We start from the raw sequence: 15248 nt of genomic DNA, 5'->3' as shown, positions 1-15248 counted from the left end.
GAGAGCAGAATCATGAAGAAGGTTATTACGTACGGAACATTTGATTTATTACACTGGGGTCATATCAACATCTTAAAACGCGCAAAAGCGATGGGAGACTATCTTATCGTTGCGATTTCAACGGACGAATTCAACCGTTTGAAACATAAGCAGTCCTACCATAATTTCGAGAATCGAAAGATGATTCTTGAAGCCATCCGTTATGTGGATGAAGTCATTCCGGAAAACAGCTGGGATCAAAAAGTAGAAGATGTGAAGAAGCATAACGTCGACCTCTTCGTCATGGGTGATGATTGGAAAGGCGAGTTCGATTTCTTAAAAGAGCATTGTGAAGTCGTTTACCTTAGCCGAACTGAGGGTATTTCTACGAGTCAGATTAAAACGGAATTAGCTTCGAAGTGATTGAAGAGGAGACCACACGACGACGTGCGGTCTTTCTTCGTAGAAGGGCAGGATGAAAGTGGTTAGAGAAGGAATCGTATGGGTCTATTTATTGTTGTTTCGTATTTGTTATGGTGTCTTTCGGTTGTTACCGCTTCGCCCCGTCACTTTATTTTGGATGACATACGGGGATAACGCAAAACCTGTTAATGATCGCTTGGCGCAGGAATTGCCAAATGAGAAACGGTATCTTGTATATGATCACCATTTCATGAAGCAGCCGGATTTATGGAAGTCAGACCGAATGCTTCGCTTTCGTCGATTACGGTTCGTCAGACTCGCATATTTACTTGCGACCTCCCGGACGGTTTTCGTCGATAATTATGTTGCGGAATTCAGTGTTGCTAAAACGCGACGTGGAACACGGCGTATCCAGCTATGGCATGCCGGCGGAACGTTAAAGCAGTTTGGACTAACTTCTTCGAAAAGCCTGTTCGTATCGGAACGGATACGAAATCGGTTCCGACGTGTCTATCAGGAATATGGTGATTTCATCGTGCCGGGGATGCGTTGTGCGACACAATTCATGGCACCGCATGATTTAAAACGATCTCATTTTAAACCGTTCGGCATGCCGCGGACGGATTATTGGTATGATGAGGTTCAGCGGGAACATCGGGCGCTTGATTTAAAAGAACGTTATGTAAAACCCGACCGCCGGATTCTATTGTATGCCCCGACTTACCGCGAATATAAAGGAACGGAAGATCACACGATTCAACAATTTGAACAACTGGCTAAAACAGGCTGGACGATTCTTGTTAAGTTACATCCGACGATCCGAGCGCTTTCGACCTATCGTTCCGCCCATATACATCTTGTGGATGACACGTATCAGATCAATGATTATTTGCTCATCACGGATGTTCTGGTGACCGACTATTCGTCGATTCCATTTGAAAGCTGTCTTCTTGAGGTTCCAACGTTCTTATACACACCGGACATCGATACATATCGACAACTACCAGGACTTGTCGATCAGTATCCAAAACCATTACCGGTGCGACAGACGGAGCAGATTGCACAATTGATGGAGTGGATCGTGTCTGACGCGATACTTGAAGAGTGCCGTCAGCACATGCAAGAATTCCAAACAAGTTGGTATGATCACCCACCAGGTCAAGCAGTTGAACGAATCGTTCATCATTATTACGGAACAGGTATGTAATACTATATCTGACGATTGCTTTAGTTTTAGAAAGCGGTCGTCAGATACTTTTTCAAAAATAATGTGAAACATTGAACAAAGTTTGACAATCTTTTGAAAATCCATTCTTTTGAACTGTGATGTTCTATACTAAAAGCAGAAGAAAAGGAGAGGAGAAATGGATATGCTGACTTGTGGAACGACTGAAGCGAATACATTCATCTTATCACCTGAGACAAGAACGTTACTAGAGAGCTTCATGACGGAAACGACGTTCAAAAAGGATTCCATCGTCTGTTGGGAAGGGGAAATGAACGACAAGTTGTTTTATGTGAAACAAGGAGGCGTCAAACTATCGAAGTTGACGAAAAAAGGCAGTCCATTACTCATGTTCTTATATTTCAAAGGGGATCTATTTGGTGAATTTGATGTAGGAGAAGCTTTTCCGAGTTCATACAGTATCGAGACGATGGAGGATAGTATCATCGGTTTCCTCTCAAAAGAAAAATTAGAGGAACTCATGAGAAAGGATGGTACTTTTGCGCTTGAGATCATGCGGTGGCAAGCATTGATGCGGAAACAGACGGAGACTAAATTGCGCGACTTGCTATTGTTCGGAAAACCGGGTGCGTTAGCTTCGACGTTACTTCGTCTCATCGCGATGGAAGGGGAACAAGTAGGAGAAACCTACCGTCTTGCACAACGTCCATCCGATGGGGAGTTTGGTCAATTGATTGGCGCACCGCGTGAAACGGTCAATCGGATGTTCTCCCAGTGGAAAAAAGAAGGTGTCATTTCGATGACGCCAAAAGAAATCATCATTCATGATGCACAATATCTGCGTGATCTGTGTCATTGTGAAGGATGCCCAGCAGGTGTTTGTCGAATTTAATAGATAGTGTACAAACAATTCAAACGTGAAGCAGAATTTTCTGTCTCATGTATGGATTGTTTTTTTTGTAGATGAGTCGTGCCTCCTTCTCTTGTTCAGATGTGAACTTTTTGTGTGTTTTTAGAAAGAAAAGTGCGGATTCTTCACATTTGAAGTGATATATATCACAGTTTCCGAACTTGCTGAATTCTTACAATAAAGACAAGTTCAAAGCAGGAGAGGAGTAATCACCATGGACCAAAAATCAGAATCAAACCTCAAAGGAACATTTATTGCCGTCCTGATCGTAGCAGGTATCATCATTGGGATGTGGAGCTCAATCTTTCTATTATTCTTATCACGGTAAGGGGGAGTCACAATGCATATTCATCGTCTAGAAAAAATCTGGCTGATTTTTGGAGCAGTGATGCTTGGCGTCTTTTTAACCATCATCGGCGTATCCGCTTTTGCATCCGGAAATCAACCGCCATCCGATGCAACATTGATTGATCCGACGAAAGTTGATCAAACGAAACCATTCGACAAGCCAGGACTAAAAAAAATCGATGACGACCGATACGAAGCGATCATCGTCGCACAAGCGTTCCAATTCACACCAAAAGATATGGTCATTCCCAAAGGGGCAACGGTTGATTTTTTGGTGACATCAAAAGATGTCGTCCATGGCTTTGAAATTGTCAAGACGAATGTCAATATGATGGTCATTCCTGGTCATATCAATTCCATTGAATATACATTCAAGGAAGCTGGCGAGTATTTGGTCGTCTGTAATGAATACTGTGGATCGGGTCATCATATGATGGCAACCAAAATCAAGGTGGTGGAATAAGATGAATGCCATTTCAAAAAAATTAAGACAGTTCGAGATGGAGCGTGGTCTGCCTGCTACCGTCATCGGAATTAAGGAAGCGAAGCTCGCTTTCGCGCATGTTAGTTTTTCACTCGTTGCCTTATTGATTGGTGGTTTATGTGGATTGTTGCAAACGATGGTGCGGACAGGTGTCATTCCAGAAATTGCTGGAGTCGGCTACTATGAGCTTCTCACTGCCCACGGGTTAATGCTTGCGATCGTCTTTACGACATTATTCATATTTGGATTACTTTTTTCATTTTTAGGTCAATCCTTTGGACGTTTCGAAGACTTTCCTCGACGTCTCGGGTGGGTTGGATTCTGGTTCATGATCCTTGGTGTCATCCTCGTCACATGGATGGTACTTGCAGGAGAAGCTTCCGTCCTCTATACATTCTATGCACCACTCAAGGCACATCCAGTATTTTATATTGGACTCGTCATCTTCGTCGTCGGAACGTGGATTGCTTCTGGTGCCATGTTCCGTATGTATGCTGATTATAAACGGGAACACCCTGGCGTTCATCCACCACTTCAAGCATACATGAGTATTATGACTGCCTTATTATGGGTGGTTGCGACACTCGGAGTAGCAGCGACGATTCTCTTTCAGCTCCTTCCCTTATCCCTTGGTTGGACGGATAAGGTCGGAATCGAGCTATCCCGGACGCTATTTTGGTACTTTGGTCATCCACTCGTCTATTTCTGGTTGTTACCTGCCTACATCGTCTGGTATACAGTCATCCCGAAAATCGTTGGTGGAAAGGTTTTTTCCGACGCGTTAGCACGTATGTCATTTTTATTGTTCCTCCTCTTTTCGTTCCCGGTTGGTTTTCACCATCAATTGTTAGAGCCGGGGATTTCTGCTTTTTGGAAGTATGTCCAAGTCGTTTTAACGTTCCTCGTCATCATTCCATCATTGATGACAGCCTTCTCGATGTTTGCGACTTTTGAGTTGGCGGGTCGTCGGAAAGGAGCGACCGGGGTATTTGGTTGGGTGAAAAAAATGCCGTATCGCGATGTACGTTTTCTTGCACCGTTCATCGGGATGTTGTTCTTCATTCCTGCAGGTGCAGGTGGTGTCATCAACGCATCCCATCAACTAAACATCATCGTTCACAATACGTTATGGGTCACAGGACACTTTCATATCACGGTCGGTGCCGCTGTGGCATTGACGTTCTTTGGAACGGCTTACTGGCTTGTCCCGCTCTTACGTGGTCGAACGTTAACAGCGGCAATGAATCGTCTTGGGCTTATTCAAACGGCTGCCTGGACGATCGGAATGCTCTTCATGTCGACAGCAATGCATATCTCAGGTCTACTCGGTAATCCACGACGGACGGGTCCTGCCGCCTACTTCAAAGATTCGATCGTCGCTGACTGGATTCCATATCATGTCGCCATGGCAATTGGTGGGACGATTTTATTCATCTCGATTCTATTGTTCTTGTATGCGATGTTCCAACTTGCATTTCGTACACCAAAAGGAACGGAAGAATTTCCGATTGCTGAAACAGAAGAAGAGGCGATGGCAACGCCACTCTTCTTTGAAAATTGGAAGCTATGGATTTTTGTAACGTTCGCTTTGATTGCGTTTGCGTACACAGTACCGATTTGGCATATGATTGAAAACGCCCCTCCAGGCGCTCCGGGATGGAAGCTTTGGTAATCGTTTCGTACAACATCAAAACCCCGAACGGTCTCTGACTAAGAGACGATTCGGGGTTTTTGGCATGCGCTTAAAGAATAAGTAATGAAGGGCTAAATCTTATTTGACGAGATTATGCTTGAAGGCATAGACGACAGCTTGTGTACGGTCTACGACATCTAGTTTTGATAAGATGTTCGAGACATGTGTTTTTACGGTTTTTAAGGAAATGAATAATTCGTCCGCAATCTCTTGGTTCGCCATACCACGAGCCATCAATTGAAGAACTTCCTGCTCACGTTCCGTTAAGTCATCATGTAAGTGTGTCGTAGGACGACGAAGACGTTCCATCATTTTACCGGTCACTTGTGCTGCCATGACGGATTGACCGTTTGCTGTCTTGCGAATCGCTTCTGCGATGTCAAAGGCGCTAGCTGTCTTTAAAACGTAACTCATCGCACCCGCTTCAATGACAGGATAGACTTTCTCGTCATCAAGAAAACTCGTCACGACGAGAATTTTTGCTTCCGGCCAGTCTTTGCGGATCAACCGGGTTCCTTCGACGCCATCAACTGGCTCCATCACTAAATCCATCAAGATGACATCCGGTCGGTGTTCGAGCGCCAGCAAGGCTCCCGCTTGACCATCCGAAGCTTCAGCGACGACCTCGATGTCTGGTTGTGTGGAAAGGAAAGCAGACACACCGGCCCGGACCATCTCGTGGTCATCTACTAATAATACGCGTATCATACTTGCACCATCCGATCTTTTCTAAGTTTTACTTCGATTTGGGTTCCTTGTCCAGGAACACTGACGAGACGAATCGTTCCACCCATCTCAGCCGTTCGTTCTCGCATCGAATTGATGCCATAAGAGGCAAGTTTTTTTTCATCCACAACAAATCCAACACCATCATCATTCATGCTCAGGATAATTGTTTCGTTGAATTCTCGGAGCTCGATATCCATATGGGACGCTTTCGCGTGACGTAAGGCATTCGTTAATCCTTCTTGAACGATCCGGAACAACTCGTTTTCGATTTGTCGTGGGAGTGACATCTCTTCTAACTTCCAACTCAATTGTGTGGACTGCTTTCTAGATAATTCTTCGAGCAGTTGAGAAAGTCCTTGTTGTAACGTCATCCCTTCGAGTTCGACGGGGCGAAGTTGAAGTAAGAGCGAACGCATTTCAGACTGTGCCGTTTGTGCCATCGTCTCGACCATTTCGATTTGTTTGGCAGCAGCTTCAGGTTGAGACAAAATCGTCTGTTTGGCTGCTGTCGTCATCATCGAGATGGCATAAAGTTGTTGTGAAACGGAGTCGTGTAAATCACGTGCGAGTCGCTTGCGTTCTTCGGTGACAGCTTGAATCCGTACCTGTTCGACGTGCTGCGGACGCGTGCTGATCTTTTGAACGGTCTCGACTTGCTCGTCAATACGTTTTCCAATTCGTGACAGGCGTGTCAATGTATGAAAATAGGGACCGGGAACAATTGTGACATCTTTTCCTTGCTCCAGTTCGATGATGGCAGTCGTGACACGCTTGAAGTCACGACGCAAGAAAAAATAATGCATGCTACCGATAGCAAGCGGCAGTAGTAATGAGAGTCCGATGACGAGTAAAAGGACAGGAAAGTCTTGCTGACGGACGAAGAGAACATGCCAATCGACTTGGCGTGTACTTAAGAATAACAACGTCGTCATGACGGCTGTCAAGAAGCCCGTCATGACTTGCAGAGCGATGACACCAAGCGGAAATTGATCACGCTTCATATCGAAGACACCTCCACGTTGCCAATACCGAGCATGACATGAATACGAACCTTCCGCGTCGCTTCACCATATTCTGGTGCTCGGAATTGAATGCGTCGATTGAAGAAGGTCGGAATACGGCGGATGTCCGTCTTGACGCTTCCGAAGCCGATCGACGTGTCGAGCGTATAATCATAACCGGACGGTAAAAGAATCCGGACGTCCCCGACGACGCCACTGACGACGATCAATGTTTCACCTTCCGGGACATAGGCATGCGTCAAATCGATTTCTAAATCCTTGACGATGAACTGTTCACTTAAGTCCTGTAAGACATACGGTGCATCGGCCTGGGTCGAGAAGGAGTAAGCTGGTTGAATCTTGATGCCTTCCTCTTCATATTGATGGGGGGCAATCCGTGAAAACAAAAATTCACGGACAGAATGCCGTGTCACAAGAATGATCCCAAGATAGAGCAAAATTCCGGCAATGACAAAACCGATGGCAGCCGAACTGAGGACGACGCCAGCAAGAATGATCGTACCGACGATATAAAAGAGGATCGCTAGTTTTTCATGATTGCGCCGCCGGAAATGAATCCCGACGTAATACAGCAGGAAAGGGAATAAGACACCGAACAATACATTTCCTGCACCGGATAATAGGTCATAGAATAGACCAAGGGCGAACAGGATCGATACGTAACCGACCAGTTGTTTCGTACTTAATCGTCGCACGATCAATCTCCTTTCTAACATGACAAAGGGAGGCATACGCCTCCTTCGTCATGAACTGCTTATTGGTGAATGCGGCGTTCGAGTTCAGCGATACGCGCATCGATATCATCTTCATCAACGGCTGGTTGTTTTGCTTCAGGTTCTTCCGCCGTGAACGGATGTGCTTCTTCTTTTATAGTAGCATTTGGTTCGCGATCTAGCACCTGGTTCATCTTGTTTTTTAAGTTCGAAACGTTTTCGCGCATCATCCATTCGTACCGTTTGTTCTGTAGGTCTTCGAGCTTCAACTTCAATTCGAGGGCTTCACGTTCAAGCTCATTTAACTCGCGTTTCGTTTCAGCGACGAGTTCTTCGAAGAACCGGTATTGCTCTCCGTAATGTTTCGATTCGATGGCAGCACGTTCGGCGAGTTGCTGTTCACCGGCTTCGTTTGCGATTTCAACTTGTTTGAAGCGTTTATCGGCTAAATCCTTCGCTTCTTCCTGCTTTTGAGTCAGTTCCAGCAATAATGTCCGTTGACGCTCAAGTAGTCGATCAATCTCTTTTAAATCAGCTTCTGTAGATCGAATATGACGAACGAGCTTTTTAGCAGGTACTTCGCCCTGTTCAGCGGCTTTTTTGACTTCTGTCATCATTTGTGTCGCAAAATCATTGAGTTGATCAAACACGTTTTTCATGAAAAATTCCTCCTTGAAAGTGGTAAACAGTATGGGTATTATCTTTAAATTTAGAATCGTTTTTCGTCTAAGTCTTTCCAGTCAGCTTCAAAATGTGTTGTTGACGTACGGCGGCGGTTAAAGAGATCTTGAACATTGACACGCTGTAGTTTCATACGCATGTAACCGACGTACAATGCGATGGCTGCTGCGATTCCGATGACTGCCCAGATGTTTGAGAGGGCAAGTCCGATTCCGATGGCTGCTAGAAATCCGAAACCGAGTTTCGCTGGCCATTTGTTCGATTGCATGAACTTACTGATCGAATAGAACGCAAGTAATGCCCCTAAACCAAGTCCGATCATATGTGGTAATGTTCCGATGACAACGGCGAGTAATGCGAGTCCGGTAAGAATCATCACCAATTGTTTTCCTTTCGATTGCTTCATGAGGAAGCCTCCCTTGTGTTGATACCTTTATAATACGGAAGTCCTTCTGTTCGTACGACGCTCTTTGGACCGTATTTGCTCTCGGGCTTAAGGCGGAGAGAAGGTCTGACTTTGAGGGAAGCGCTACCAGAAACATTGATTGATATGATATTCTATAAAGGAATCGAATCGAGAGGAGTGATGTTGATGAGTGCAACAATCAACGCTAAAAAAGTAACATGTGTCGAAAACCAGGGAGGGGTTTCCCTCCCTTAAATCAGAGGAGGAAACCATTTGAACGAATGGGGTACACCACCTGTCTACGAAACGACAGGAACAGAACAACTGGGACGAATCACGGCCGTCTACCAAACGCATTATCGTGTCATGACGGACACAGGAGAATCACTTAGCGAACTGTCTGGTAAGCTGCGTTTTCAATCAGGAACGAAAGCTGAATTGCCAGCGGTTGGAGACTGGATCATTCAAACAGAGCGAGAGCCAGGCAAAGGACGAATCGAACGGGTCTTGCCACGGTCGTCTCAATTTTCCCGAAAAGCGGCAGGGACGGAGACCGAGGAACAAATTATCTGCGCGAATGTCGACGTTGCCTTGCTCGTCATGGCTTTTGGACATGACTTCAACGTCCGTCGACTGGAACGTTATTTAACGGTTGCTTGGGATGCAGGGGTGATACCAATCATCGTCCTGACGAAAAAAAGTTTGATGCCGTCGATCGAAATAGAACTGCAGGCTGTTGAAGCAGTCGCGTTCGGAACACCGATCCTTGCCGTTGATTCTTTGACGGGTGACGGATTAGAGGAACTACGTGCCCAGTTACAAGTCAAGCAAACGATCGTGTTAGTCGGATCGTCCGGCGTTGGGAAGTCGACGCTCGTCAACGCTTTAGCTGGAGAACAGTTAATGGAGACGGGTGGCGTACGGGAAGACGATGAACGCGGACGTCACACGACGACACATCGCGAACTGAAACGACTGGCGAACGGTTTATTACTCGTCGATACACCGGGGATGCGAGAATTGGCCTTATGGGATGGAAGTGACGGTTTATCGTCGACGTTTTCCGATATTGAAGAGCTTGCTGAAAACTGTCGTTTTCGAGACTGTAAACATGAGAAGGAACCAGGATGTGCCGTTCGGACAGCTTTAGAAGATGGAACGCTATCTGCTGAGCGCTGGAACAGCTTCGTTAAGCTAAAACGAGAAATCGCCTATACGGAACGTAAGCAAAACGTGGCGTTGCAGGCGGCGGAGAAAGAAAAGTGGAAAAAAATCCACAAGCAGGCACAAGCGCATACGAAACTGAAGTATCAAAAGCGGTAATACGACTGAAATATGAAAAGCATCTGCAATGGAAACAGGAGTCTCTTTTTCTATGCAGATGCTTTTTTTGTTATTCTTTTGAAAGTGATTCATTTGTTTCTGTATCGAACGGCACATCACCTGTCAAAGCATCAAGACGATGTAGATCGGATTGAGTCGCTTCAGGGTCACTTCGGCGTGCATTTCTTACCACGGCAGTTCCGTCTGGATGATCGTTGAATCCAGTCGTTAAGTCAAACGTCCGGTTCGATAGCCGATCGGTAAAATAACGATCGTGAGAGACGAAGAGGAGCTCACCAGGGAAGACATCGAGGGCGGCTTCGATTTGTTCACGAGTCGCAAGATCCAAATAGTTCGTCGGTTCGTCGAGAATAAGCAAGTGAGCACCAGAGAAATAAAGGCGTAAAAAGGCGATTCGACATTTCTCACCCATACTGGCGTCGGCAATCGACCGGTAAACATCATCACGTCGAAATAAAAAACAGGCGAGTAGTGTCCGGGCATCCGTTTCACTCATCGTGCCGAACTCGAGCAATGCCTCTAACAACGTACCGGATGTCGGTAAATGGGAAAGAGCTTGTGAAAAATAGCCGGTTTTTAATCGAGGATGGCGGATGACTGTCCCTTGATTAGGAGCATATTCGCCCTCAATGAGACGCAGTAAGGTCGTTTTCCCACTTCCATTCGGTCCAATGACAGCAATCCGGTCACCGCGATCGATTGAAAATGAGACATCGTTTAGAATGGTTTTCGTCTCATATCTAAACGTGACGTGTTCGAACGAAACGAGTCGCTTCGCATGAATCGCTTCATGTTCAAATGCGACGTGAACAGTCGGTGCAACCTCTGGCTTTTTAACACGATTCTCCAGTAAGCGCTCAAGCTGTTGTTCTTTTGCTTTGACCTTTGTTGCGTGTTTGGCGGCTTTCTTTTTCGCATATGGATCGCGTTCACTAGCTTGATCCGAAGCTTTTTGATGCCATTGCCGGTATCCTTGAATCATGCGTGTCAGCTCTTTACGGGTGCGTTCTTGTTTTTCGTACGCTCGTTGTTGCGACAGAGCTTGATGTTCCTTTTGTTTTTTATAGGACTGATAGTTTCCGCTGTATCGCGTTGCCCCTGATTCGGATAATTCAATGACGGCATCAGCCGTTGCGTCGATGAAGAATCGTTCGTGTGAGACATAGAGAATCGAGGTCCGTGACATGTTGACCCATTCCGTGAGCCACTCGAGTGTCTCTTGATCCAGATGATTCGTCGGTTCATCGAGAATGATGAAATCAGGTCGTGATAGAAGCAGACAGGCAAGTTGGAGGCGCGTCTGTTCACCACCGCTTAAACTGGATGCTTTGTGTGTCCAGAGTGCTTCCTCTAATTTGACTTCTTTTAAGACGCGTGCTGCATCTGCTTCCAGCGAGAAGGCGTCCTGATCGATTGCTTGTTGATAAATCGTCAAGTCACCATTCATGGCATTAGCGCGAAGTTGATAACGAACCGCATCCGCTCGTTCGACGACATCAAGAACGGTGTGATCGCCCGCCACAAAGTGTTGTGATAGTAGACCGAGTTTTTTGTAATGACGCTTGATCGAACCGTCAGTCGGTTGAAGTTGATCAGCGATCAAGTGTAACAGTGTCGTTTTTCCGATGCCGTTCGGACCGATTAAGGCGACATGTTCACCGGTATGAATATGAAAAGAAACGTCCGAGAAAAGGCGTCGTTCGTCGTAGTCCATCGATAGGTGTTGGATCGTAAGTGTTTCAGTAGGCATAAAAGCAGCTCCTTTAGTGTTCATTTCCGATAAGATGAAATGAAAAACACACCATCCGAAGCGAGCGGATGGTGTGCCGGAGTGTAACTCAAAGAAGGCGATGACCAGAGGATGGTCACACCGAAAAAGAGCAGACTCGTAGCGTCAGACATCCGCAACTGCATTGCGAAAGAGATGATTTCATTCATCAAGCGACGTGTACGAGTGATTGCTTCATTTCGGTGTTGTACCTCCTGTTCATAATCTATGATGTCATTGTAACAAATTGGAAACGTTAACACAAGTACGATTCAAGTAGGGTTTGCGCAGCGTTTGTTTCTTCTCGTGAAGGGGGAAGCACATCAGTTAACGGATAAGCAAGACCAAGGTTTTCCCACTTATAGACTCCGAGTTGATGATACGGCAGTACCTCGACGCGCTCGACGTTTCCGAGCGTCCGGATGAACTCGCCGGTCTGACGGAGGAAATGTTCCGACATCGTAATACCTGGAACGAGGACGTGGCGAATCCAGACGGGAATGTTTCGCTCGGCTAGGCGTTTTGCGAAGGCGAGTGTATTGGCGTTACTTCGTCCAGTCAAGACGCGACAAGCAGCATCGTCGATATGCTTGATATCGAGCAGAACCAAATCCGTCGCATCGAGAATGGCGTCGATGTTTTTCGGGACGACGGATCCAGCGGTATCGATGACCGTATGCAGTCCATGCCGCTTCGCTTCTGTTAAAGCAGCCTCTAGGAACTCTGGCTGAGCGAGCGGTTCACCTCCAGAGAAGGTGATTCCGCCACCCGTCGCCTCGAAAAAGGAGCGATAGCTGATCGCTTCTTTTACGACTTCGTCTGCTGAGACACGCTGTCCGCAACCGAACTCCCATGTATCCACGTTATGACAGTATTGACACCGTAGTGGACATCCTTGCGTAAAGACGATGAATCGAATGCCAGGACCATCGACTGTTCCACATGATTCAACGGAATGGATCATACCATAGGTCATTCTGCTCACTTCCTTTCACATACTACACATCATTTTAGAGAGAACCGTGGAACGTACGATTGATGACATCAATCTGTTGTTCACGCGTCAGTTTAATGAAGTTGACGGCATAACCGGAAACCCGAATCGTTAACTGTGGATACTGTTCTGGATGCTCCATGGCATCGAGTAACGTCTCACGGTCGAAGACGTTGACATTCAAGTGATGACCTTTTGAAGTCGTACCACCCATATATCCGTCAAGTAATCCGACCGTATTGCGAATACGTGTTGCTTCCTCCTTACCAAGTGCTTTTGGAACGATCGAGAACGTGTAGGAGATACCATCGAGCGCATGTTCATATGGTAGTTTCCCGACAGACGTCAGAGCAGCGATAGCACCACGGGTATCACGTCCATGCATCGGGTTAGCACCGGGTGCAAATGGTTCACCCGCACGGCGTCCATCGGGTGTATTTCCTGTTTTCTTACCGTAGACGACGTTTGAAGTAATCGTCAGGACAGACTGTGTCGGGAGCGCATTTCGATACGTTGGATGTTTACGGATTTTCTCCATGAACAGCGTCACGAGATCAACCGCCATCTGATCGACTCGTTCATCGTTATTCCCGAACTTTGGAAACTCACCTTCGATCTTGAAATCAACTGCAATCCCATCCGCATCTCGGATCGGGCGGACTGTTGCATAACGAATAGCGGATAGACTGTCAGCGACGACCGATAAACCAGCGATGCCGCATGCCATCGTCCGTAAGATTTCCGGATCATGTAAAGCCATTTCAATCCGTTCGTAACTGTACTTATCATGCATGTAGTGGATGACATTCAGTGTGTTGACGTACAGTTCTGCGAGCCAATCGAGTTGACGATCGTAAGCCGCCATGACTGTCTCGTAATCGAGTACTTCGTCGAGCATCAATGGTGTGGCTGGGGCGACTTGAATTTTGAGCTTCTCGTCCATTCCGCCATTGATTGTATAAAGTAATGCTTTTGCAAGGTTTGCTCGAGCACCGAAGAACTGCATCTGTTTCCCGATCCGCATCGCGGAGACACAACAAGCGATGCCGTAATCATCCCCATAAACCGGCAACATCAAATCATCGTTCTCATACTGAATCGAGCTTGATATGATCGACATCTTCGCGCAGAATTCCTTGAATCCGCGTGGAAGCTGAGTGGACCAGAGAACAGTTAGATTCGGTTCAGGTGCCGGACCGAGTGTCGAGAGCGTGTGTAAGAAGCGGAATGAACTTTTCGTGACATTTGATCGACCATCTTCACTCATCCCGCCAATCGATTCCGTTACCCACGTCGGGTCGCCAGAGAAGAGATCGTTATAGTCCGGTGTTCGTAAGAATTTGACGATCCGAAGTTTCATGACAAAATGATCGACGAGCTCTTGTGCTGTTTCTTCCGTCAAGCGGCCGGTCGCAAGATCACGTTCGACATAAATATCGAGGAACGTCGAGACTCGACCGAGTGACATAGCTGCACCATTTTGTTCTTTGATCGCAGCAAGATAAGCAAGATAGACCCACTGGAATGCTTCTTGTGCTGTTTCTGCAGGGCGGGAGAGATCAAAACCATAGCGAGTTCCAAGCTCGGTCAATTCCGTTAATGCGCGCAATTGTTCATTCATTTCTTCGCGGTCGCGGATCATCGATTCAGAGAGGAAGCCGCCACGTGCCTTCAAGTCTCGCTTACGTTCTTCAATCAAACGTGCTGTTCCGTACAAAGCGACACGACGATAGTCGCCAATGATCCGCCCACGTCCATAGGCGTCTGGTAATCCTGTGATGATACCGGCTTTACGCGCGGCGCGCATCTCTGGAGTATAAGCATCAAAAACCCCTTGGTTGTGTGTTTTTCGGTAATCGCTGAAAATTTTCGTGACGGTCTCGTCTGCTTCAAAGCCATACGCAGCTAAGGCATCATTCACCATCCGAATCCCGCCGTTCGGATGAATTGAACGTTTGAACGGTTCATCCGTCTGTAAGCCGACGATTTTTTCAAGAGAGGGATCCAGATACCCTGCATCATGCGAGAGAATCGTTGATGGTGTCTTGGCATCGACGGCATACACACCACCACGTTGTCGTTCTTCATTCGTCAACTGTAGAATTTGTTGCCAAAGCCGTTGCGTCGCTTGCGTCGGATCGACTAAAAAGTGATCATCACCTGTATATTCCGTGCGATTGAGCCGGATGAAGTCTGCAACATCGATTGTCTTGATCCATTCGCCAGACGTAAAGTTTGCCCAGGCACTCGTTTTTTCTAATAACATGGATACCACTCCTTTAAAATTGAGCTAATGATCAGTTCCTTATGTGAATAGTGTAACAAAAGGAGGTAGAGATTCCCTTTACGTTCATGTGAATATTTTAACAAGTGAACAAACGTTGATATGACGGGCTTTCCTTATTTCTGTACTTATGAAAGAGTGAAGATTAAAAAACAGTTGAAGTCTGGTAAATCAAGAGTTTCACGAAACTGTATGAGCTGATTTGAAAAAGATCCACTAGCACAGTTGAAACTGTGAGGAATGTCACGTTACGGTATCTTGTGTTTTTAGGACGTATCGTTGAC

General features: G+C 46.4%; 15 protein-coding genes. 7 read left to right on the top strand and 8 right to left on the bottom strand.

The features are described 5' to 3' along the window. Nucleotides 1-12 precede the first annotated feature (12 nt). The 6 genes from tagD (at nt 13) to B3S86_RS14250 (ending at nt 5002) form a co-directional block, all read left to right on the top strand. Nucleotides 13-402, top strand: coding sequence for a glycerol-3-phosphate cytidylyltransferase (gene tagD, locus B3S86_RS14275; protein ID WP_035412608.1), 390 nt, complete (start codon nt 13-15; stop codon nt 400-402). Between the two features lie 52 nt (nt 403-454). Continuing rightward, nucleotides 455-1609 carry a CDP-glycerol glycerophosphotransferase family protein gene (locus B3S86_RS14270; protein WP_056063580.1) on the top strand — a complete coding sequence of 385 codons (1155 nt, stop codon included), beginning with the start codon at nt 455-457 and terminating at the stop codon, nt 1607-1609. A gap of 157 nt (nt 1610-1766) precedes the next feature. After that, the gene (locus B3S86_RS14265; RefSeq protein WP_290753959.1) at nt 1767-2480 is read left to right on the top strand and encodes a Crp/Fnr family transcriptional regulator; all 714 of its coding nucleotides are present in this window, start codon (nt 1767-1769) and stop codon (nt 2478-2480) included. Between the two features lie 232 nt (nt 2481-2712). Continuing rightward, nucleotides 2713-2826 (top strand): cytochrome C oxidase subunit II, encoded by a 114-nt coding sequence (locus B3S86_RS14260; protein WP_155960209.1) that lies wholly within the window; start codon nt 2713-2715, stop codon nt 2824-2826. A gap of 12 nt (nt 2827-2838) precedes the next feature. Beyond that, nucleotides 2839-3309 (top strand): cytochrome c oxidase subunit II, encoded by a 471-nt coding sequence (locus B3S86_RS14255; protein ID WP_290753954.1) that lies wholly within the window; start codon nt 2839-2841, stop codon nt 3307-3309. A gap of 1 nt (nt 3310) precedes the next feature. Then, a complete protein-coding gene (locus B3S86_RS14250) occupies nt 3311-5002 on the top strand; it encodes a b(o/a)3-type cytochrome-c oxidase subunit 1 (protein WP_251137987.1) in 1692 nt (563 codons plus the stop codon). Between the two features lie 99 nt (nt 5003-5101). On the opposite strand, the gene B3S86_RS14245 is transcribed toward B3S86_RS14250, so the two are convergent. Genes B3S86_RS14245 through B3S86_RS14225 form a run of 5 tightly spaced genes read right to left on the bottom strand, consistent with a single transcriptional unit; the run spans nt 5102 to nt 8574 of the window. Further along, on the bottom strand, nt 5102-5731 hold the full coding sequence (locus B3S86_RS14245) for a response regulator (RefSeq protein WP_023467256.1): 630 nt from the start codon (nt 5729-5731) through the stop codon (nt 5102-5104). Next, nucleotides 5728-6753, bottom strand: coding sequence for a sensor histidine kinase (locus B3S86_RS14240; protein WP_056063588.1), 1026 nt, complete (start codon nt 6751-6753; stop codon nt 5728-5730). The genes B3S86_RS14245 and B3S86_RS14240 overlap by 4 nt, the downstream gene beginning before the upstream one ends. Further along, nucleotides 6750-7469, bottom strand: coding sequence for a cell wall-active antibiotics response protein LiaF (liaF, locus tag B3S86_RS14235; RefSeq protein WP_029340864.1), 720 nt, complete (start codon nt 7467-7469; stop codon nt 6750-6752). The genes B3S86_RS14240 and liaF overlap by 4 nt, the downstream gene beginning before the upstream one ends. 59 nt (nt 7470-7528) lie before the next feature. After that, nucleotides 7529-8146, bottom strand: a complete 618-nt coding sequence (locus tag B3S86_RS14230; protein ID WP_023467259.1) for a hypothetical protein — start codon at nt 8144-8146, stop codon at nt 7529-7531. A gap of 50 nt (nt 8147-8196) precedes the next feature. After that, complete coding sequence (locus B3S86_RS14225; protein WP_290753948.1) at nt 8197-8574, bottom strand: hypothetical protein; 378 nt, start codon at nt 8572-8574, stop codon at nt 8197-8199. A gap of 273 nt (nt 8575-8847) precedes the next feature. On the opposite strand from B3S86_RS14225, the gene rsgA reads away from it, so the two are divergent. After that, nucleotides 8848-9897: a ribosome small subunit-dependent GTPase A gene (gene rsgA, locus B3S86_RS14220; RefSeq protein WP_214856470.1), complete on the top strand. Its 1050-nt coding sequence runs from the start codon at nt 8848-8850 to the stop codon at nt 9895-9897. A 70-nt stretch (nt 9898-9967) separates the two neighbouring features. Here the strand turns inward: rsgA and abc-f are convergent, their stop codons facing one another. From abc-f to pflB, 3 genes are all read right to left on the bottom strand, one after another. Further along, nucleotides 9968-11668: a ribosomal protection-like ABC-F family protein gene (gene abc-f / locus B3S86_RS14215; RefSeq protein ID WP_290753943.1), complete on the bottom strand. Its 1701-nt coding sequence runs from the start codon at nt 11666-11668 to the stop codon at nt 9968-9970. A 274-nt stretch (nt 11669-11942) separates the two neighbouring features. Next, a complete protein-coding gene (pflA, locus tag B3S86_RS14210) occupies nt 11943-12662 on the bottom strand; it encodes a pyruvate formate-lyase-activating protein (protein WP_035412629.1) in 720 nt (239 codons plus the stop codon). Between the two features lie 34 nt (nt 12663-12696). Beyond that, nucleotides 12697-14946, bottom strand: coding sequence for a formate C-acetyltransferase (gene pflB / locus B3S86_RS14205; RefSeq protein ID WP_290753938.1), 2250 nt, complete (start codon nt 14944-14946; stop codon nt 12697-12699). Nucleotides 14947-15248 lie beyond the last annotated feature (302 nt).

Source organism: Exiguobacterium sp. UBA3968, from assembly GCF_002385115.1.
Lineage (GTDB): Bacteria > Bacillota > Bacilli > Exiguobacteriales > Exiguobacteriaceae > Exiguobacterium_A.
Note: the sequence above shows the minus strand (reverse complement) of the source record. Positions and strands in the feature narration are given on the sequence as shown.

What these genes read in the sequence shown, in the direction of transcription:
- tagD (WP_035412608.1), top strand. Translation starts at nt 13, where the DNA reads ATGAAGAAGGTTATTACGTACGGAACATTTGATTTATTACACTGGGGT.
- B3S86_RS14270 (WP_056063580.1), top strand. Translation starts at nt 455, where the DNA reads ATGAAAGTGGTTAGAGAAGGAATCGTATGGGTCTATTTATTGTTGTTT.
- B3S86_RS14265 (WP_290753959.1), top strand. Translation starts at nt 1,767, where the DNA reads ATGGATATGCTGACTTGTGGAACGACTGAAGCGAATACATTCATCTTA.
- B3S86_RS14260 (WP_155960209.1), top strand. Translation starts at nt 2,713, where the DNA reads ATGGACCAAAAATCAGAATCAAACCTCAAAGGAACATTTATTGCCGTC.
- B3S86_RS14255 (WP_290753954.1), top strand. Translation starts at nt 2,839, where the DNA reads ATGCATATTCATCGTCTAGAAAAAATCTGGCTGATTTTTGGAGCAGTG.
- B3S86_RS14250 (WP_251137987.1), top strand. Translation starts at nt 3,311, where the DNA reads ATGAATGCCATTTCAAAAAAATTAAGACAGTTCGAGATGGAGCGTGGT.
- B3S86_RS14245 (WP_023467256.1), bottom strand. Translation starts at nt 5,731, where the DNA reads ATGATACGCGTATTATTAGTAGATGACCACGAGATGGTCCGGGCCGGT.
- B3S86_RS14240 (WP_056063588.1), bottom strand. Translation starts at nt 6,753, where the DNA reads ATGAAGCGTGATCAATTTCCGCTTGGTGTCATCGCTCTGCAAGTCATG.
- B3S86_RS14230 (WP_023467259.1), bottom strand. Translation starts at nt 8,146, where the DNA reads ATGAAAAACGTGTTTGATCAACTCAATGATTTTGCGACACAAATGATG.
- B3S86_RS14225 (WP_290753948.1), bottom strand. Translation starts at nt 8,574, where the DNA reads ATGAAGCAATCGAAAGGAAAACAATTGGTGATGATTCTTACCGGACTC.
- abc-f (WP_290753943.1), bottom strand. Translation starts at nt 11,668, where the DNA reads ATGCCTACTGAAACACTTACGATCCAACACCTATCGATGGACTACGAC.
- pflA (WP_035412629.1), bottom strand. Translation starts at nt 12,662, where the DNA reads ATGACCTATGGTATGATCCATTCCGTTGAATCATGTGGAACAGTCGAT.
- pflB (WP_290753938.1), bottom strand. Translation starts at nt 14,946, where the DNA reads ATGTTATTAGAAAAAACGAGTGCCTGGGCAAACTTTACGTCTGGCGAA.